The organism is Polaromonas sp. P1_E11, assembly GCF_056405995.1.
Genome location: NZ_JBFUBA010000004.1, coordinates 76,189 through 90,867, shown reverse-complemented (window position 1 = coordinate 90,867; position 14,679 = coordinate 76,189). Strand labels below are relative to the sequence as shown.

Genomic DNA, 14,679 nt, shown 5'->3' with positions numbered 1-14,679 from the left:
TGTATGTCAGATATGTCAGGCCGGGTTGGCCGAGTAAAGGGCTTCAAGCGATTTGAAACCCTTGATCTCGATGGGATTGCCAAAGGGGTCGCAAAAAAACATGGTCCATTGCTCGCCGGCTTCTCCTGCAAAGCGCACCTGCGGCTCCAGCACAAAGTCCATGCGGGCCGCTTGCAGGCGCTGCGCCAGGGCCTGCCAGTCGTCCAGGGCAAGCACCAGGCCGAAATGCGGCATGGGAACGAGCTTGTCGCCGACATGGCCGGTGCGCTCTGTCTTGAACGGTTCGCCCAGGTGGAGCGACAGCTGGTGGCCGAAAAAGTCGTAGTCGACCCAGGTAGGGGCCGAGCGGCCTTCCGCGCATCCCAGGACCCCCCCATAAAACTGGCGGGCCACGTTGAGGTCTCTGACATTGAAGGCAAAGTGAAAGAGGCTTTTCATGGTGCAAGCTTATCAGGGCATTGCCCGAAAGAGACGCTTTTGCAGCCTGGCCGGCAACGGGCATGGCGCCAGGCCTGCTGATAAATGCTATGAATTAGATAGCTGCTTGCGCCCGTAGATAAAGGCCCGTGGGTGTTTTTTGCTTGAATCCGTATCGATACCGGTTCGGCCTTGGTGTTTGCCTGCTGAAAACACAAAAAGCGGTTGACGCGCTGCTGCGGCGTTGCACAATGAAGGCGTGCGCTGGATCATCCAGCCGCCCGATGCAAATCGTGCACAACCTGCCAGGAGACATTCATGAGTGACGCGGACAACCCTTCTTTCCCCGGTTTCGGCAAGCTGGTGCCCGGCTTTGACTTTTTGCAGAACCTCGCCAAACAGGCGGCAGGCAGCGCCACACAAAGCATTCCGCAGCTGCCCAATCTGGGCAACTGGGTAGCGCCCACGCTGAATGTCGAAGAGCTCGACAAGCGCATCGATGAACTCAAGGCTGTCCAGTTCTGGCTCGACCAGAACGCCACGGCGCTCAAGGCGACCATCCAGGCGCTGGAGGTGCAGAAAATGACGCTGGCTACCCTTAAAGGCATGAACTTCAACATGGGCGATGTGGCCAATGCCTTCAAGCTCAAGGTGGCCGACAGCGTGGCCGGTGGTGTGCAGCGTGTGGCTGACAAGGCCCGTACGTTTTCGGGGCTGGAGGTCCCGCCAACGAGCTTTGGCGCGGGCAAGCCTGCCGCCAAATCCAAGGCACCCGCCGCGGCCAAGGCCGGCACGCCGCCGGCCGGCGTGGTGGACCCGATGCAGTGGTGGGGCGCGCTGACCCAGCAGTTCCAGACGATTGCGGCAGATGCCATGAAGGATGCCGCCAAAAAAACGGCCATGGACACCACCAAAAGCCTGGCGACCGGCCTTGCCAAGGACGCTATGAAGACCGCCACCGGCATGGCAACGGGCATGGCCCGCAACATGGCGGAGTCCGCCGGTAAAACCGTGGCGGGCGGTGCACGCGCGGCCATGAACACGGCCCTGCGCAGCAGCCAGGCCTGGCCTACACCCGCGGCCGGCAAAACCGCCGCGAAAACGAAACCCAAGGCCAAGGCGCCGGCGCGCAAGGCCGCAACTAAAACCGCACGCAAAACCACGCGTTGATACAGGCTGACTTTTCACTGAATTTCACCAGGACCCCATGAAGCTTTTTCCCTACGGCCACGCCACCCATCCGCAATGGCAGATGGCGGCAGGCCTTGTGCTGGCGCAGCTGCGCGCCTACCTCGCATTGCCCGGCTACGCCAAATCGCCCACGCTGGCGCTGCTCTACATCACCGATCACTATGCGGCCCATGCGCAGGACATTCTTGACCACCTGAGTGCCGAACTGCCCGACATCACCGACTGGAGCGGCACGGTGGGCGTGGGTATCGCCTCCAACAACGTCGAGTACTTTGACGAGCCGGCGCTCACGGTCATGCTCTGCGAACTTCCGCACGACCAGTACCGTGTGTTCTCCGGAGTGTCGCCCTTGCCACCGGCCAGCCAGGGAAGGTTCAAGGCGCATACGGCGCTGGTGCATGCGGATGCGACGACGCCCGACGTCGCCGAACTGATCGACGAAATGGCACAGCGCACCGGCAGCGGTTATGTGTTTGGCGGCCTGGCTTCCAGCCGCTCCAGCACGGTGCAGTTTGCCCTCAGCGGGCACGGCAATGTCAAGGGGCAGGGCGCGGCCGGCGGTGTCTTCACCGGGGGGCTCAGCGGTGTGGCGTTTGGCCAGGGCGCGGCGCTGATGTCACGCATCACCCAGGGGTGCAGGCCCGTGTCTGCGCATCATGAGATCACGGCCTGCGAATCCAATGTGGTGACCGAGCTCGATGGACAGCCGGCACTGGAGGTGATGCTGGCAGACCTGGACGTGTCGCTTGATGAGCCGCGGGAGGCCCTGGCCAAAGTGCGGACCACGCTGGTCGGCCTGAGCCGCCCGGCAGACATTCCCCATGACGGCGCCGGCCGGCACGGCCAGTTTGGCGCAGAGGTGCTGGTGCGCCACCTGATCGGGCTGGATCCGGCGCGCAAGGGGATTGCCATCGCGGAGGTGCCCGTCGTGGGCATGAAGCTGGCTTTCTGCGAACGCAACATGGAAGCCGCGCGCGCGGACCTTGTGCGTGTGTGCGCCGAGATTCGTGAAGAGCTGGAACCGGAAGAAGTCACGCTGGAAGTTGCCAGCGCCTTGCGCGCGTCAGAGGCCGAGTCTGCGCCGCACGCGGCCCGGTGCATAGCCGGCGCGGTGTACGTCAGTTGCTCCGGCCGTGGCGGCCCGCACTTCGGCGCGCCCAGTGCCGAACTGCAGATCGTGCGGAGGGCCTTGGGCGATGTGCCGCTGGTTGGCTTTTTCGCCGGCGGCGAGATCGCCCGGCACCACCTTTACGGCTACACCGGTGTGCTGACGGTGTTTACTTCGATTACCTAGGCTTACCCCTGTCGGACGCTCACTTCGTGTAGCGCCTTTTCCCCTTCCAGGGGACGGGCGCCTGCAGCCGGCGAAGCCGGACCGCGGCCCCCGCTTGAAGAAACCGTGAGGCCTTACAGAACCTGGGCTTCGAGTAACTCCACCGGATCGCCGTAACGCGCGGCCATCGCCACCACTGACGGGTCGCGCAGCGCGCACAAAAAACCGTCCTTGATCAGGGTTTGATTACCTGCAGTCACGGTGCCGTCCAGCGTGATCAGGTCCATGTGCACCGGCGGCTCTTCCCAGTCAGGCATGACACGGCGTATGTAGTCGCTGGGCTGCGCCAGGTCGATACCGAAGTGCAATGCGCCGGGCGCGTTCGAGCCGGCTGGGTACACCGTGTGGCGCGGCGCCTTGGGGTTGAAGCCGCAGCCGCCGCCTTCGATCATGCGGCCGCCGACCAGCATCTCGCGCAGGATCACCGCTTCTTCTGAAATTCCGTCGACCGATGAAATTGTGTCACCCTCAAAATGCACGGCGATTTTTTCCTCGAACGGTTTGGTAAAACCGACCGCCCATTGCGGGTAAAGCACGCCGGCCATGGGCACCACGGCCTTGAAATCATTTTTGACCGAGTTGTGGTCCCACAGATTGGGGCCGTGTGTCGGCAGGTAGTGCACATAACAGCCGTCTTCCTCGGCCGTCATCTGGCCGCGCCAGCGGTTGGTGGCCAGCTGGTTGGCCCGCATCGCCTGCGTGAAGCTGATGCGGAAGTCGCTGCCGCGAGAGTCGGTGAAGCGCAAGTCGAAATCGCCTTCGGTCGGATAACGGCTGGCCGTTTGGCGGATGATCTCGCCGATGAGGTCGACCGGAAAGCGCGCCTGCGGCGTGTGCAGCAGATCCAGGTTGCGGAAATAGGTGATCTTGACCCAGCGCTGGCCGGCGCGGCGCAGGTTGATGCACAAAGGGTCGAGGATGGAGCAGAACCAGGTAGACACCACAAAAGTGGCCTTCTTCAGCATGGCATGCACTTCTTCAGGTACGGCGGTCACCTGCGTGCTCGGCTCCATGTAAACGCGCACCTCGGCGCCGCGCGATTTGGCAATGCCGATCACGGCGTCGATCACACGCGGGTCCAGCAACGGATCGGCCAGCATCAGGACCCGGTCCCCGGGGCGTATCGCCATCACGCGCGAGAAGTTGTCCAGCGCCTGGAAGAAGTATTTGGTGTCGGTCAGATTTGCAGCGACCGGGATGGGCAGGCCAACGTAGGTGGAGGTGGGATTCATCGTGGGTCACCGGAAATTGCATGCACAAAACAGTCTTGCAGGCTGCAATTCGCTGAATATTACCAGTAAACTCCGATTTTTCTTAGTCAACTAATATAATTGCGTGCAATAGGCTCGGGCGGCGACCTGGACTGAATACCAGCAGGCCCGCGGAACCGGCTTTGCCGGGCCGCAGGGGGCCGCCCCCTTGAGGGGGGAGCAGACTACACGAAGTGAGTCTGAAAGGGGGTGTTACCTACGGAGTGCAGCGAAAGCCTCGAACTCCCAGCCCCGCATGGCCAGCAGCAAGGTGAACCCTTCGCGGTCCTTGTCGCCCAGCTTCTGGTCGGTCTGGTGCTGTTGGGCAAAGTCCTGTGCCACCCGCTGCATGCGCTCAAGGAACGAAGGCGCCAGGCCGCGGCTGATGGAGCCGTGCACCAGCAGCAGGCCTTCGCCGTTGCCGTCAAATCCACCGGAAAAATAGTCAAGCAGGGCGTTTTCGCGGAAGTAGTCCATGACCGGCCCGTGCGGTCGCCAGCGGAAGGTCTTGGCGAGCTTGAGCCGGTAACGGTTCAGCGGCTTGAGCTCGATGATGCCGATGCGATCGAGTTGCGCGAGGTATTTGATGCACTCGGCTTCGGTCAGCCGGTAACTCGCGGTGATTTGCTCCAGCGTCCATTGCGACAGCACGCAGATGGCGGCCAGCAACAGCTTCTTGTCGGCCACCACGGCTTTTTCCTGTGCTTCGGTCAGCTCCGCCAGCAACGGCTGGGTGTCGGCGATACGCCTGGCCAGGTCGGCAAAGTCCAGCTTGAGCGCACGGCAGATCGCGTCGATACGCGAGAGGGGCATATCGCCCCTGGCCAGCATGCGCTTGACGCTTGATTCGGCCATGCCGAGTTTGACGGCCAGGTCGGCGTACGTCATGCGCGCCACCTTGAGCTCTTTTTTGAGGACGGTGACAAGATCTGCGGTAGTGCTCATGAGTATCGATTATCGGTACTTTGAGGCTGAACGGCGAGAACTGGCTCTAATTCCGGTGCTTTTTCGGCACCTGGCCTGCACAGTGCGGCTTCATTCACACAGGAGCTGCCCCATGCCAATCAGCCTGAAAACCGCCCACCGCCGTGTTGTGCCACCGCCTTCCTGGTTCGCACAGATGAAGGTATCGGGCTGGAAAGCACCGGCCTGCCGCCGCGAATGCGCGCTCGCCGGCGTGTTGCTTGCGATGCTGGCGGCGGCATTGCTGGGGCCGTCGGTGGCGCAGCCTTTGCACTATCACGACTTCGCCGACCAACGAGCCTGGGGATGGTTGCCCCATGCGATGGACGTCCTCAGCAACCTGCCGTTCGCGCTGTGGGGCGTGGTGGGTGCCTGGGCCCTTGTGCGTGCGGTGAAGGCGCGGGCTGTCAGCGCCGCGGCCGCAGGTTTCGCAGCGCTGTTCTTTGCCGGCTTGGCCCTCACCTCCGTGGTTTCTGCGGCCTACCATCTGCAGCCGGGAGATGCCGGGCTGGTCTGGGATCGCGGCGGCATGGTGTTTGCCTTCGCCGGCTTGCTCGGGCTTGGCACCATGCAGGCCGTCAGCACCCGTGCCGGTATGGCGGTGGCTGCAATGGTCCTCGCTCTCGGACCGTTGTCCGTGCATCTTTGGTCGCAGACGGGCAATGTGCTGCCGTGGGCCGTTTTGCAACTCGGTGGCATGTTGCTGATTGTCGGCGTCGCCTGTTTGCGGCCCACGCTGGCAGGGCGGGTGTTGCCCATCCGCTGGCTGCTGGTGGTAGCCATTTATGCGCTGGCCAAGCTGCTCGAGCTGGGTGACCACGCGGTGTTCGAATGGACGGGTCAGCTGGTTTCGGGCCACACCTTGAAGCACGTGGTGGCCAGTTGTGCTGCCTGGCCCGTCGTTGCGGCGCTTCTGGACGCCCGAAAATTCAAGGCAGAATCCACAGCAGCATTCAAAAACAGAGCAGGCAGGCCATCTCGCCACAGCTTGCCGCACAACAACTGAAAAGAGGAGTCAAGCATGCCTGTTGATATGGCCGCCGCGGTGTCGCCACCCCCCGTTCACGAGCATCCGAACCAGTTCGCGCTCCTCAAGCAGCGCCGCTTCGCGCCATTCTTCTGGACGCAGTTTTCAGGCGCGGCCAACGACAACCTTTTCAAGTTTGCCTTCACCGTGATGGTGACCTACCAGCTCAGCGTGAGCTGGCTGCCTCCCGCGCTGGCGGGGCTGGCCATTGGGGCATTGTTCATCCTGCCGTTTTTGCTGTTCTCGGCCACCAGCGGGCAGCTAACAGACAAGTTCGAGAAGACGCGCGTGATCCGTTTTGTAAAAAACCTGGAAGTGGTGATCATGCTGATCGCTGCGGTCGGCTTCATGAGCAGCAACGCCAATGTCCAGGTACCCGTGCTTTTGGGTTGCACGTTTTTGATGGGGCTGCATTCCACGATATTCGGCCCGGTCAAATTTGCCTATCTGCCGCAGGCGCTCAACGAGCGCGAGTTGACCGGCGGCAATGGCATGGTTGAGATGGGCACCTTTGTGGCCATTTTGCTGGGCCAGGTGGTGGGCGGGCTGATGGTGGCCGTGCCCCAGGTGGGGCCGGACTATGTGGCTATTGCATGCATCGGCCTCGCGCTGGTTGGCCGGCTTGTTTCGCAGTTCATTCCGCTGACGCCTGCGACTGACCCGGGCCTGAAAATCAACTGGAACCCGGTGACAGAAACCTGGCGCAACCTCAAGCTTGCCAACGGCAACCTGGTGGTGTTCCGCTCCATGCTGGGTATCAGCTGGATGTGGTTTTTTGGTGCGGTATTCCTGAGCCAGTTTCCGAGTTTTGCCAAAGAGGTGCTGCACGGCAATGAGCAGGTGGCGTCTTTACTGCTGGTCGTTTTCTCCATCGGCATCGCAACCGGGTCGCTGCTCTGCGAAGTGCTCAGCAAACGCCACGTCGAGATAGGGTTGGTGCCGCTGGGTGCCATCGGCATGAGCGTGTTTGCGGTTGACCTTTACTTCGCCTCGCGCGGCTTGCCGTCAGCGCCCGTTATGACCTTGGGCGCCTTCATGTCGCAGCACGCGCATTGGCGCGTGATGATGGACCTGGCCTTGCTCAGCCTCTTTGCCGGCCTTTACAGCGTGCCGATGTACGCGCTGATCCAGCTGCGCAGCCAGTCCACGCATCGGGCGCGCATCATCGCCGCAAACAACATTCTCAATGCGCTGTTCATGATCGTCAGCGCCATCCTGGCCGGCGCCCTGCTCAAGGCCGGGTTCAGCATTCCGCAAATCTTCCTGTTCGTTGGATTGGCCAATGCGGTGGTGGCGTTCTACATCTTCATGCTGGTGCCCGAGTACCTGCTGCGTTTCATTGCGCTGATTGCTTCGCGCCTGGTCTACCGCTTCAAGATCACCGGCGACGACAACATCCCTGCCGTGGGCCCCGCCGTGCTGACCTGCAACCACGTCAGCTTTGTCGACCCGGTGCTGCTGATGGCCGCCAGCCCGCGCCCCATCTACTTTGTGATGGACCACCGTATCTTCAAAATGCCGGTTCTGGGCTGGCTGTTCCGGTTGGCCAAAGCGATCCCGATTGCACCGCGCACGGAAGACCCGGCGCTGTACGAGGCGGCCTTCGAAGCCGCCGCCAAGGTGCTGCGTGACGGCGACCTGCTCGCAATATTTCCCGAGGGGGGAATTACAAAAAATGGCGAACTGCAGGAGTTCAAAGGCGGCGTCATGAAGATTCTGGAGAATGCCCGGCGTGACGGTGTGCAGGTAAATGTGGTGCCGATGGCGCTGACCGACTTATGGGGTTCATTTTTCAGCCGTGCCGAAAAAGGAGTCGCCATGACCAAGCCCTTTCGGCGCGGGCTCTTCAACCGGGTGGGCCTGAATGTAGGCATGCCAATTGCTGCGGACAAAGTGGAACCTTCGGATCTGAGGGCGAAGGTGGAACAACTTATGGGACAGGACAAGACATGACTGCGCTTCAATTTTTTAAAGCTGGCGGCAGGCTTTCTCGCGGTGGCTTCTGGCTGCACGGCCTCATCGCGTGGATGGTTTTGTACCTGGCCTGGGCAGCCGCAGGGCCGGCACCTTCGGTGGTGCTGGCCTGGCTCATCAATGGCCCGGTGCTGGTGGCGCTGATATTGCTCTGTATCCGCCGCCTGCATGACCGTAATCGTTCGGGCTGGTGGCTGCTGCTGGTCCTGGTGCCGGTGGCCGGCGCGTTGTGGCTGGCGTGGCAACTGGCCTTCAGGCGCGGCCTGCCGCAAGACAATCGCTGGGGCCCCGACCCGTTGGCGCCGCGCGGCGACTATCTGGTGGTGCGGTAGAGGATGGCGCGGGACCACAACATGCACAACAACACTTTGATCGTGAACGATGTGACCGGCCTCAACCCGGTTGCCGTCTGGGCCATCAGCAAACCCAAAACCGTGGACGAAGTGTGCGATGCCGTGCGCCGTACCGATGGCCCGCTGTCGGTGGGCGGCGGGCATTTCAGCATGGGTGGGCAGACTGCCAGCTCCGGCAGCCTGCACCTGGACATGCGTGAGCTCAACCAGATCATCCGCTTCTCGCCGATGGAGAAAACCATACGCGTGCAGGCTGGCATTCGCTGGTGCGACATCCAGCGCTTTGTCGATCCGCACGACCTGGCCGTGAAGATCATGCAGACCTATGCCAACTTCACGGTGGGCGGCGCGCTGAGCGTCAACTGTCACGGCCGCTACATGGGCCTGGGTGCAGTGGTGATGTCGGTGCGGGAGATCCGGGTGGTGCTGGCCGACGGCAGCGTGCAGGATGCTTCGCCTTCCGTCAATGCGGAACTCTTTTACGCTGTGATCGGCGGCTATGGCGGTGTGGCCGTGATTGTTGAGGCCGAACTGGACCTGGCGGACAACACCAAGGTCAAGCGGCTGGCCCGCAAGATGAGCGCGGCCGAATACATCAGCCACTTCAAGGCCAAGGTCCGGTATTTCCAGGACGCGGTCTTTCACAATGCCGACCTGTACCCGCCGCATTACCGCAAGGTGCGCTCCGTCACCTGGGCGCGCACTGACGAAGCCACCACCGAGCCAAGACGTTTGCAGCAAGGCGGCGAAACCTACCCAGTGAACCGCTACTTTGTATGGGCCGTGACCGAAACCCCCTTGGGTAAATGGCGGCGCGAATACCTGATCGACCCCCTCCTTTATCTTTTCCGCAAGGTGCACTGGCGCAACTTCGAGGCCGGTTACGACGTGGCAGAGCTCGAACCGGCTTCGCGCAAGTACACAACCTATGTGCTGCAGGAGTACTTCATCCCGGTTGAGCGGTTTGACGACTTCGTGCCGATGATGGCGGAAATCCTGCAGCGCTATCGCGTCAATGCGCTTAATGTGTCGGTGCGGCATGCGCGGCCCGACCCCGGCACCCTGCTGGCCTGGGCCCGGGGTGAGACCTTTGCGTTTGTCCTTTATTACAAGCAGCGCACCCGGGACAACGCCATCAACCGCGTCTCGGTCTGGACGCGTGAGCTGATTGATGCGGCCATCAGTGTCGGCGGCAGCTACTACCTGCCCTACCAACCGCATGCAACGGCGGAGCAGTTCCACGCTGCCTATCCTCGGGCCAAAGAGCTGTTCGCGCTGAAACGCAAGCTCGACCCGCAGTTCCGCTTGCGCAATGTGCTCTGGGACAAATACTACGCCCCCACATTGAACCCTACGCTGAACAATTCCAACACCTGAACGACAGGGCTTGCCATGACCACAACCTCACCCGCTTCGGAATTTCGCGCCGTTTTCAGCGTCACCCGCTGGCACGACGGTTTTTACAAGTTCTTGCAGAACATCTACCGTCTTTATCCCGAGGACCGTTTTCACACACTGATCAAGAACACCTCGGCCGAGCTTGACAACGATGAAGCCATTTACCGCAGGCTCCAGCGCGAACTGCCGAAGATCAAGCCCTTCATGGCGGACCTGACCCTGGCCTTGCCGGCGCTCTTCAAGCAGAAGAAGGAAATGGCCGATCAGACCCAGCGGCTCCTGGGCGACAAAAAGCAGATTGATGGTTATGTGGAGATCGGCTCCACCGGCCGCTATATCAGCGAGCTGAAAAAGCGCATCAAGGTGACAGGCCCCATCACGCTGGTTAACGATGTGGCACCCACCAATTCGCCGGTGGACATCGCCGAGCGTGGCGGCCTGTTCAAGATCGGCAGCTTTGTGCCCATGAACGACTATGACCCGCTGCCGGCGAGCCTGCCCGATGCCAGCGTGGATATGGTGACTTGCTACATCGGCCTGCACCACTGCCCGCTGGACAAGCTCGATGCTTTTGTTGCCTCTATCGTGCGTGTGCTCAAGCCGGGCGGCATGTTCATCCTGCGCGACCATGACGTCACCACGCCCGAGATGTTCACGTTTGTCTCGCTCGTGCATACCGTTTTCAATGCCGGCCTGAACGGCGCATGGGAAACCAACCAGCGGGAGTTGCGCTACTTCCGGCCGGTCGCCGAATGGGTGGCTTACCTTGGTGAACGCGGGCTGAAGGACAGCGGCAAGCGCGAGTTGCAGGCGCACGATCCCTCGGACAACGTGCTGCTGGCGTTCACAAAATCCGGCGAGGCTACCGCGTGATGCGCTGGCTGCGCAATCTCGCGGTTGCAAGTGCGTTTGCCGCGCTCGTCGGAATGGCGCCGGCCGCAGGCCCTGCGCCGGTGGCGGGGCCCGAGCATGTGCGCGGCGTCGAGCAGACGCTGCTGACTTATCCCGAGTGGTTCCTGGTGTTCAGCCCCTATGAGTACGGCGAGTTCATACGTACCAGTGCGCCCAGCCGCTTTCCTTTTTATGGCCACATCGGCCAGTTCTGGGAAAGCTACAAAGCCGTCTTTGACGAGACGCGCCGCCGCGGGCTCGACCTCAACCCCGGCTATCACCTGATGATCATGGTGATAGGCACCAGCACGACGGTGGAATATGCGCTCAAGTCGGCCTATGAGACGCTCATCGGGCGGCTCGCCGAATCGCTGGCTGGCCAGCCTACGCCCGAAGACGGGCACGCGGCCAGCGTTGCGCAGGACTACGTACGGTTTATTCGCGTGCAGCCCTGGTACCTGTATGACTTCGACAAGGCGCTGGCAGGCCTCTGGCGCGATGTGCCTCTCACCGGGCCGGACATGGTCCGCAAGTGGGAACGCCGGTTTGCGCTCACGACCGAATACCTGGTCAAGGCGGGTTATGCCCGGCTGATCAAGCTGGGCACGCAGACGATTTACGATGCGCCCTTGCCCGTCACAGCCGTGGTGGCAAAGCCTGTGCCGCGGGCTGACGCCGCGCTGCCGGAACTCAAGGTGCTCTCACCGAAGCCCGACGGTTCGGCCCTGGTCACCATTCCCCGCTACGAGGCTTTCATGAGCTATGCCCAGGCGTTGGCGGTGCAAGGCGTCAATTTCAGCGAGATCGCAGGCAATGACTCATTCATCCTGGTGAGCGTGCTGGCGCCTGGCACCTGGGAACCCACCAGCCCCGCCACGCCACTGCTGAGGCAACCCATCCTTACCCGGCCCGGCACCCAGCGGGTGGTGTTGACGGTGCCCGTCGAACACCTGGCCGAGTCGCTGCGGCAGTGGCAAGCCGGCAATCTGCAGGTGGAGCACATTTTTGACTACTAGAGGGCGTGGGCAGAAGCCAGGGCGCAGCTGGCTTTTCTACCCGTGGCGCGTACTCGTGGCGCTGGTGGCCTGCCTGTTGCTGGTCGTGGCTTTTTCCTGGGCCCGCATGTTGTGGGTTGAAGACCAGAGCCCACGCGAGGCGGCGCCCCGACAGGGACGCTGGCTGCATGCGCATGACGTGGACATTTACGTGCAGGAATTCGGTGACCCCGCCGCGCCGCCTCTTTTGCTCACGCACGGCACTGGCGCCTGGAGCGCTACCTGGGACCAAAACGTACACGCCCTGGCTGCTGCGGGTTACCGCGTCATTGCCATGGATCTCCCTCCCTTCGGCTTCAGCACACGGCCTGTATCGCGCGACTACAGCCGGGCGGCGCAGGCGCGCCGCATCATCGGTCTCGTGGATGCGCTCAAGCTCGGGCCCGTCACGCTGTTGGGCCATTCCTATGGCGGTGGGCCTGCGGCGGAAGCGGCCATGCTGCAGCCTGATCGTGTGCGCCACCTGATGCTGGTCGATGCGGCAATCGGCCTGGTGACGCGTCCCGTACCCGCGCCGAACCGCGGCCTGGTTGCCAGTGTTGTTCAGATTCGTCCCGTGCGCACCGCGCTCATTGCCACGGCTGGGACCCAGCCGCTGTTCAGTGAGTTCTGGCTGCGCCAGTTTGTGGCGCGCAAGGAGGTCGTCACGCCTGCCCGCACGGCGATTTACCGCCAGCCTTTTGTGCTGCACGGTTTCACAGCCAGCCTGGGAGACTGGGCGGCGCAGTTCGCCGGCGAGCACGGCGCCAGCCTGAGTGAACGGCCCGAAGGGTTCCGCCAGCTCAAGATACCGCTCACGCTGGTCTGGGGCAAGGAAGACAGCATCACGCCCCTGGCGCAGGCCGAGACTATTCAGCAACTGGTGCCCGGCACACGCCTGGTGGTTCTGCCGGGTGTCGGCCACATTCCACAGATTGAGGATCCAGCGCTGTTCAACCAGCGTATGGCTGAAGTGCTCAAACCTTGAGCGTTCGCGAGGGCCGCTTCTGCCGGCTTTACAGGCTTTATTTGCTATGAAATCAGGAGCTACTTGCGCCCGATTAACGTGGCTTCCGGCTACTATTCGCTGAAATTTAGCCGCTCACACGACCGGCCGCCCAAAAAACGGGTAACCCGGGTCGTTGTAGCCGTGGCTGGACGCATGGCCGGGCACGACCAGGGCATTGACAAAGATTTCGTCGTCCTTGTCCAGCACCAGTTCCACCGCACCATACACATCTTCCAGGTGCGGCAGGGTGCGCGGGCCGACGATGACCGAACTGATCAGCGGATTGGCCAGCACCCAGGCTGCGGCGAACTGGCCGGGGACCTGGCCCCGGGCTTCACAGCGCGCCTTGATCTTCTGCGCGATGACCAGCGACTCTTCGCGGAACTCGGTCTCCAGGATGCGCTTGTCGCCGCTGCCCGCGCGCGTGCCTTCGGCCGGCGGCTGGCCGGGCGGGTACTTGCCGGTCAGCACGCCGCGCGCCAGCGGGCTATAAGGCACCACTCCAATGCCGTGGTGGCCGCAGGCCGGAAGGATTTCAACCTCCGGGCCGCGGTTGAGCAGGTTGTAGTACGGCTGGCACACCACGGGTTGCGGTACGCCCAGCGCTTTGCATAGATGCACGACCTCGGCGATGCGCCAGCCCCTGAAGTTGGACAGGCCGAAGCTGCGGATCTTGCCCGCGCGAATCAGGTCGCCCAGCGCACGCACCGCCTCCTCCAGGTTGGCGTCATGGTAGTCACGGTGCAGGTAAAGAATGTCCAGGTAGTCGGTTTGCAACCTGGCCAGAATGGCCTCGGTTTCCTGCACCAGCCAGCGGCGGGAGTAGTGGCCCTCATTGACGGCTTCGCTGACAGGGTTGCCCAGCTTGCTGGCCAACACCCAGTGGTTCCGCTGGCCCGCGAGAAGCTTGCCCAGGTCTTTTTCGGACTGCCCCTGGTTGTAAACATCGGCCGTGTCGATGAAGTTGAGCCCGTGCTCGCGCGCCGACGCCACGATGCGGCCGGCCTCTTCAAACGGCGTCTGCTTGCCGAACATCATGGTGCCCAGGCACAGGACGGAGACTTTGAGGTTGCTGTTTCCAAGGCGGCGGTATTGCATGGTCATCTTTGCAAAAAAAAGTGGGCAGGATCGCTGATGGTGCCTGAGCCTGAATCTTTGCGCTGCACGTCGGCTATTTGGCGACTGCGGCCCCCGCCATGAAGATTTGCTGTCTACATGCCGGTTTTCGATAAAGTATCTTTATTTGATCCTAGTCGTACTAATTTAATGATCTTGTATCTTTAAACGAAACTTTTAAGGTATTCCGCTCCACACTGCCTCTACAAGCATGTGCTTGGGCCTTCGGGTTATGTATGAAGATCGATTCCTCCCTGTTCTCCCTGTCACGCCTGACGCGCCGCACGGCTTTGGCCGCTGCGGTGTTGGGTGCCACTGCCCTGACGGGCTGCTACGTCGTGCCGGTTCAGCCCGCTCATCCGCCGGTTTCCTCCACGGTGTATGTCACACCGGCCATGCCGGCAAGCACGACCTTTGCGGCGCGGCTGTACCCGGCGAACGACGCCGCCCAAGCCTACGGCATGGTGGGCGCGGTGGTGACCAATGACATGAACGGGCGCGGCACCTTCACCACCAACATCAATGGTGAAAGCTTTAATGGGGAAGCTACGCGCATCGCGGGCTCTTCAACGCGCGAAGGGGTGGCCAATGGCTCCGGCAGCCGGGGCAGCTATATCAGCTGCCGCTACCAGATGAACTCATCGACGATGGGGACGGGGCAGTGCAAGCTCTCCAACGGCGCGCAGTTCACCATGCACATCGGCGGTTGAACCAACTGAAGTG

Annotated in this window: 14 protein-coding genes; 10 read left to right on the top strand and 4 right to left on the bottom strand. The window is 62.1% G+C overall.

Annotated elements, in window-relative coordinates; translation table 11 throughout:
• Nucleotides 1-15 precede the first annotated feature (15 nt).
• The gene (locus AC1D11_RS15960) at nt 16-438 is read right to left on the bottom strand and encodes a VOC family protein (protein ID WP_477646652.1); all 423 of its coding nucleotides are present in this window, start codon (nt 436-438) and stop codon (nt 16-18) included.
• Between the two features lie 297 nt (nt 439-735).
• Between AC1D11_RS15960 and AC1D11_RS15955 the strand changes: the two genes are divergently transcribed.
• Nucleotides 736-1,587 (top strand): PhaM family polyhydroxyalkanoate granule multifunctional regulatory protein, encoded by an 852-nt coding sequence (locus AC1D11_RS15955; RefSeq protein ID WP_477646651.1) that lies wholly within the window; start codon nt 736-738, stop codon nt 1,585-1,587.
• A 37-nt stretch (nt 1,588-1,624) separates the two neighbouring features.
• The gene (locus tag AC1D11_RS15950) at nt 1,625-2,902 is read left to right on the top strand and encodes an FIST signal transduction protein (protein ID WP_477646650.1); all 1,278 of its coding nucleotides are present in this window, start codon (nt 1,625-1,627) and stop codon (nt 2,900-2,902) included.
• Between the two features lie 113 nt (nt 2,903-3,015).
• On the opposite strand, the gene AC1D11_RS15945 is transcribed toward AC1D11_RS15950, so the two are convergent.
• The gene (locus tag AC1D11_RS15945; protein WP_477646649.1) at nt 3,016-4,173 is read right to left on the bottom strand and encodes a hypothetical protein; all 1,158 of its coding nucleotides are present in this window, start codon (nt 4,171-4,173) and stop codon (nt 3,016-3,018) included.
• A 231-nt stretch (nt 4,174-4,404) separates the two neighbouring features.
• A complete protein-coding gene (locus AC1D11_RS15940; protein ID WP_477646648.1) occupies nt 4,405-5,136 on the bottom strand; it encodes a helix-turn-helix domain-containing protein in 732 nt (243 codons plus the stop codon).
• A 112-nt stretch (nt 5,137-5,248) separates the two neighbouring features.
• Between AC1D11_RS15940 and AC1D11_RS15935 the strand changes: the two genes are divergently transcribed.
• Genes AC1D11_RS15935 through AC1D11_RS15905 form a run of 7 tightly spaced genes read left to right on the top strand, consistent with a single transcriptional unit; the run spans nt 5,249 to nt 12,819 of the window.
• Complete coding sequence (locus AC1D11_RS15935) at nt 5,249-6,160, top strand: hypothetical protein (protein WP_477646647.1); 912 nt, start codon at nt 5,249-5,251, stop codon at nt 6,158-6,160.
• Nucleotides 6,161-6,175: 15 nt separating this feature from the next.
• Nucleotides 6,176-8,134, top strand: coding sequence for an MFS transporter (locus AC1D11_RS15930; RefSeq protein ID WP_477646646.1), 1,959 nt, complete (start codon nt 6,176-6,178; stop codon nt 8,132-8,134).
• Nucleotides 8,131-8,487 (top strand): DUF805 domain-containing protein, encoded by a 357-nt coding sequence (locus tag AC1D11_RS15925; protein WP_477646645.1) that lies wholly within the window; start codon nt 8,131-8,133, stop codon nt 8,485-8,487. The genes AC1D11_RS15930 and AC1D11_RS15925 overlap by 4 nt, the downstream gene beginning before the upstream one ends.
• Before the next feature lie 21 nt (nt 8,488-8,508).
• The gene (locus AC1D11_RS15920; protein WP_477646644.1) at nt 8,509-9,885 is read left to right on the top strand and encodes an FAD-binding oxidoreductase; all 1,377 of its coding nucleotides are present in this window, start codon (nt 8,509-8,511) and stop codon (nt 9,883-9,885) included.
• Nucleotides 9,886-9,900: 15 nt separating this feature from the next.
• Nucleotides 9,901-10,779: a methyltransferase domain-containing protein gene (locus tag AC1D11_RS15915; RefSeq protein ID WP_477646643.1), complete on the top strand. Its 879-nt coding sequence runs from the start codon at nt 9,901-9,903 to the stop codon at nt 10,777-10,779.
• Complete coding sequence (locus AC1D11_RS15910; protein WP_477646642.1) at nt 10,776-11,813, top strand: hypothetical protein; 1,038 nt, start codon at nt 10,776-10,778, stop codon at nt 11,811-11,813. The genes AC1D11_RS15915 and AC1D11_RS15910 overlap by 4 nt, the downstream gene beginning before the upstream one ends.
• On the top strand, nt 11,803-12,819 hold the full coding sequence (locus AC1D11_RS15905) for an alpha/beta fold hydrolase (RefSeq protein ID WP_477646641.1): 1,017 nt from the start codon (nt 11,803-11,805) through the stop codon (nt 12,817-12,819). The genes AC1D11_RS15910 and AC1D11_RS15905 overlap by 11 nt, the downstream gene beginning before the upstream one ends.
• 114 nt (nt 12,820-12,933) lie before the next feature.
• Here the strand turns inward: AC1D11_RS15905 and AC1D11_RS15900 are convergent, their stop codons facing one another.
• Nucleotides 12,934-13,938: an aldo/keto reductase gene (locus AC1D11_RS15900; protein ID WP_477646640.1), complete on the bottom strand. Its 1,005-nt coding sequence runs from the start codon at nt 13,936-13,938 to the stop codon at nt 12,934-12,936.
• A gap of 254 nt (nt 13,939-14,192) precedes the next feature.
• On the opposite strand from AC1D11_RS15900, the gene AC1D11_RS15895 reads away from it, so the two are divergent.
• Nucleotides 14,193-14,666 carry a hypothetical protein gene (locus tag AC1D11_RS15895; protein ID WP_477646639.1) on the top strand — a complete coding sequence of 158 codons (474 nt, stop codon included), beginning with the start codon at nt 14,193-14,195 and terminating at the stop codon, nt 14,664-14,666.
• Nucleotides 14,667-14,679 lie beyond the last annotated feature (13 nt).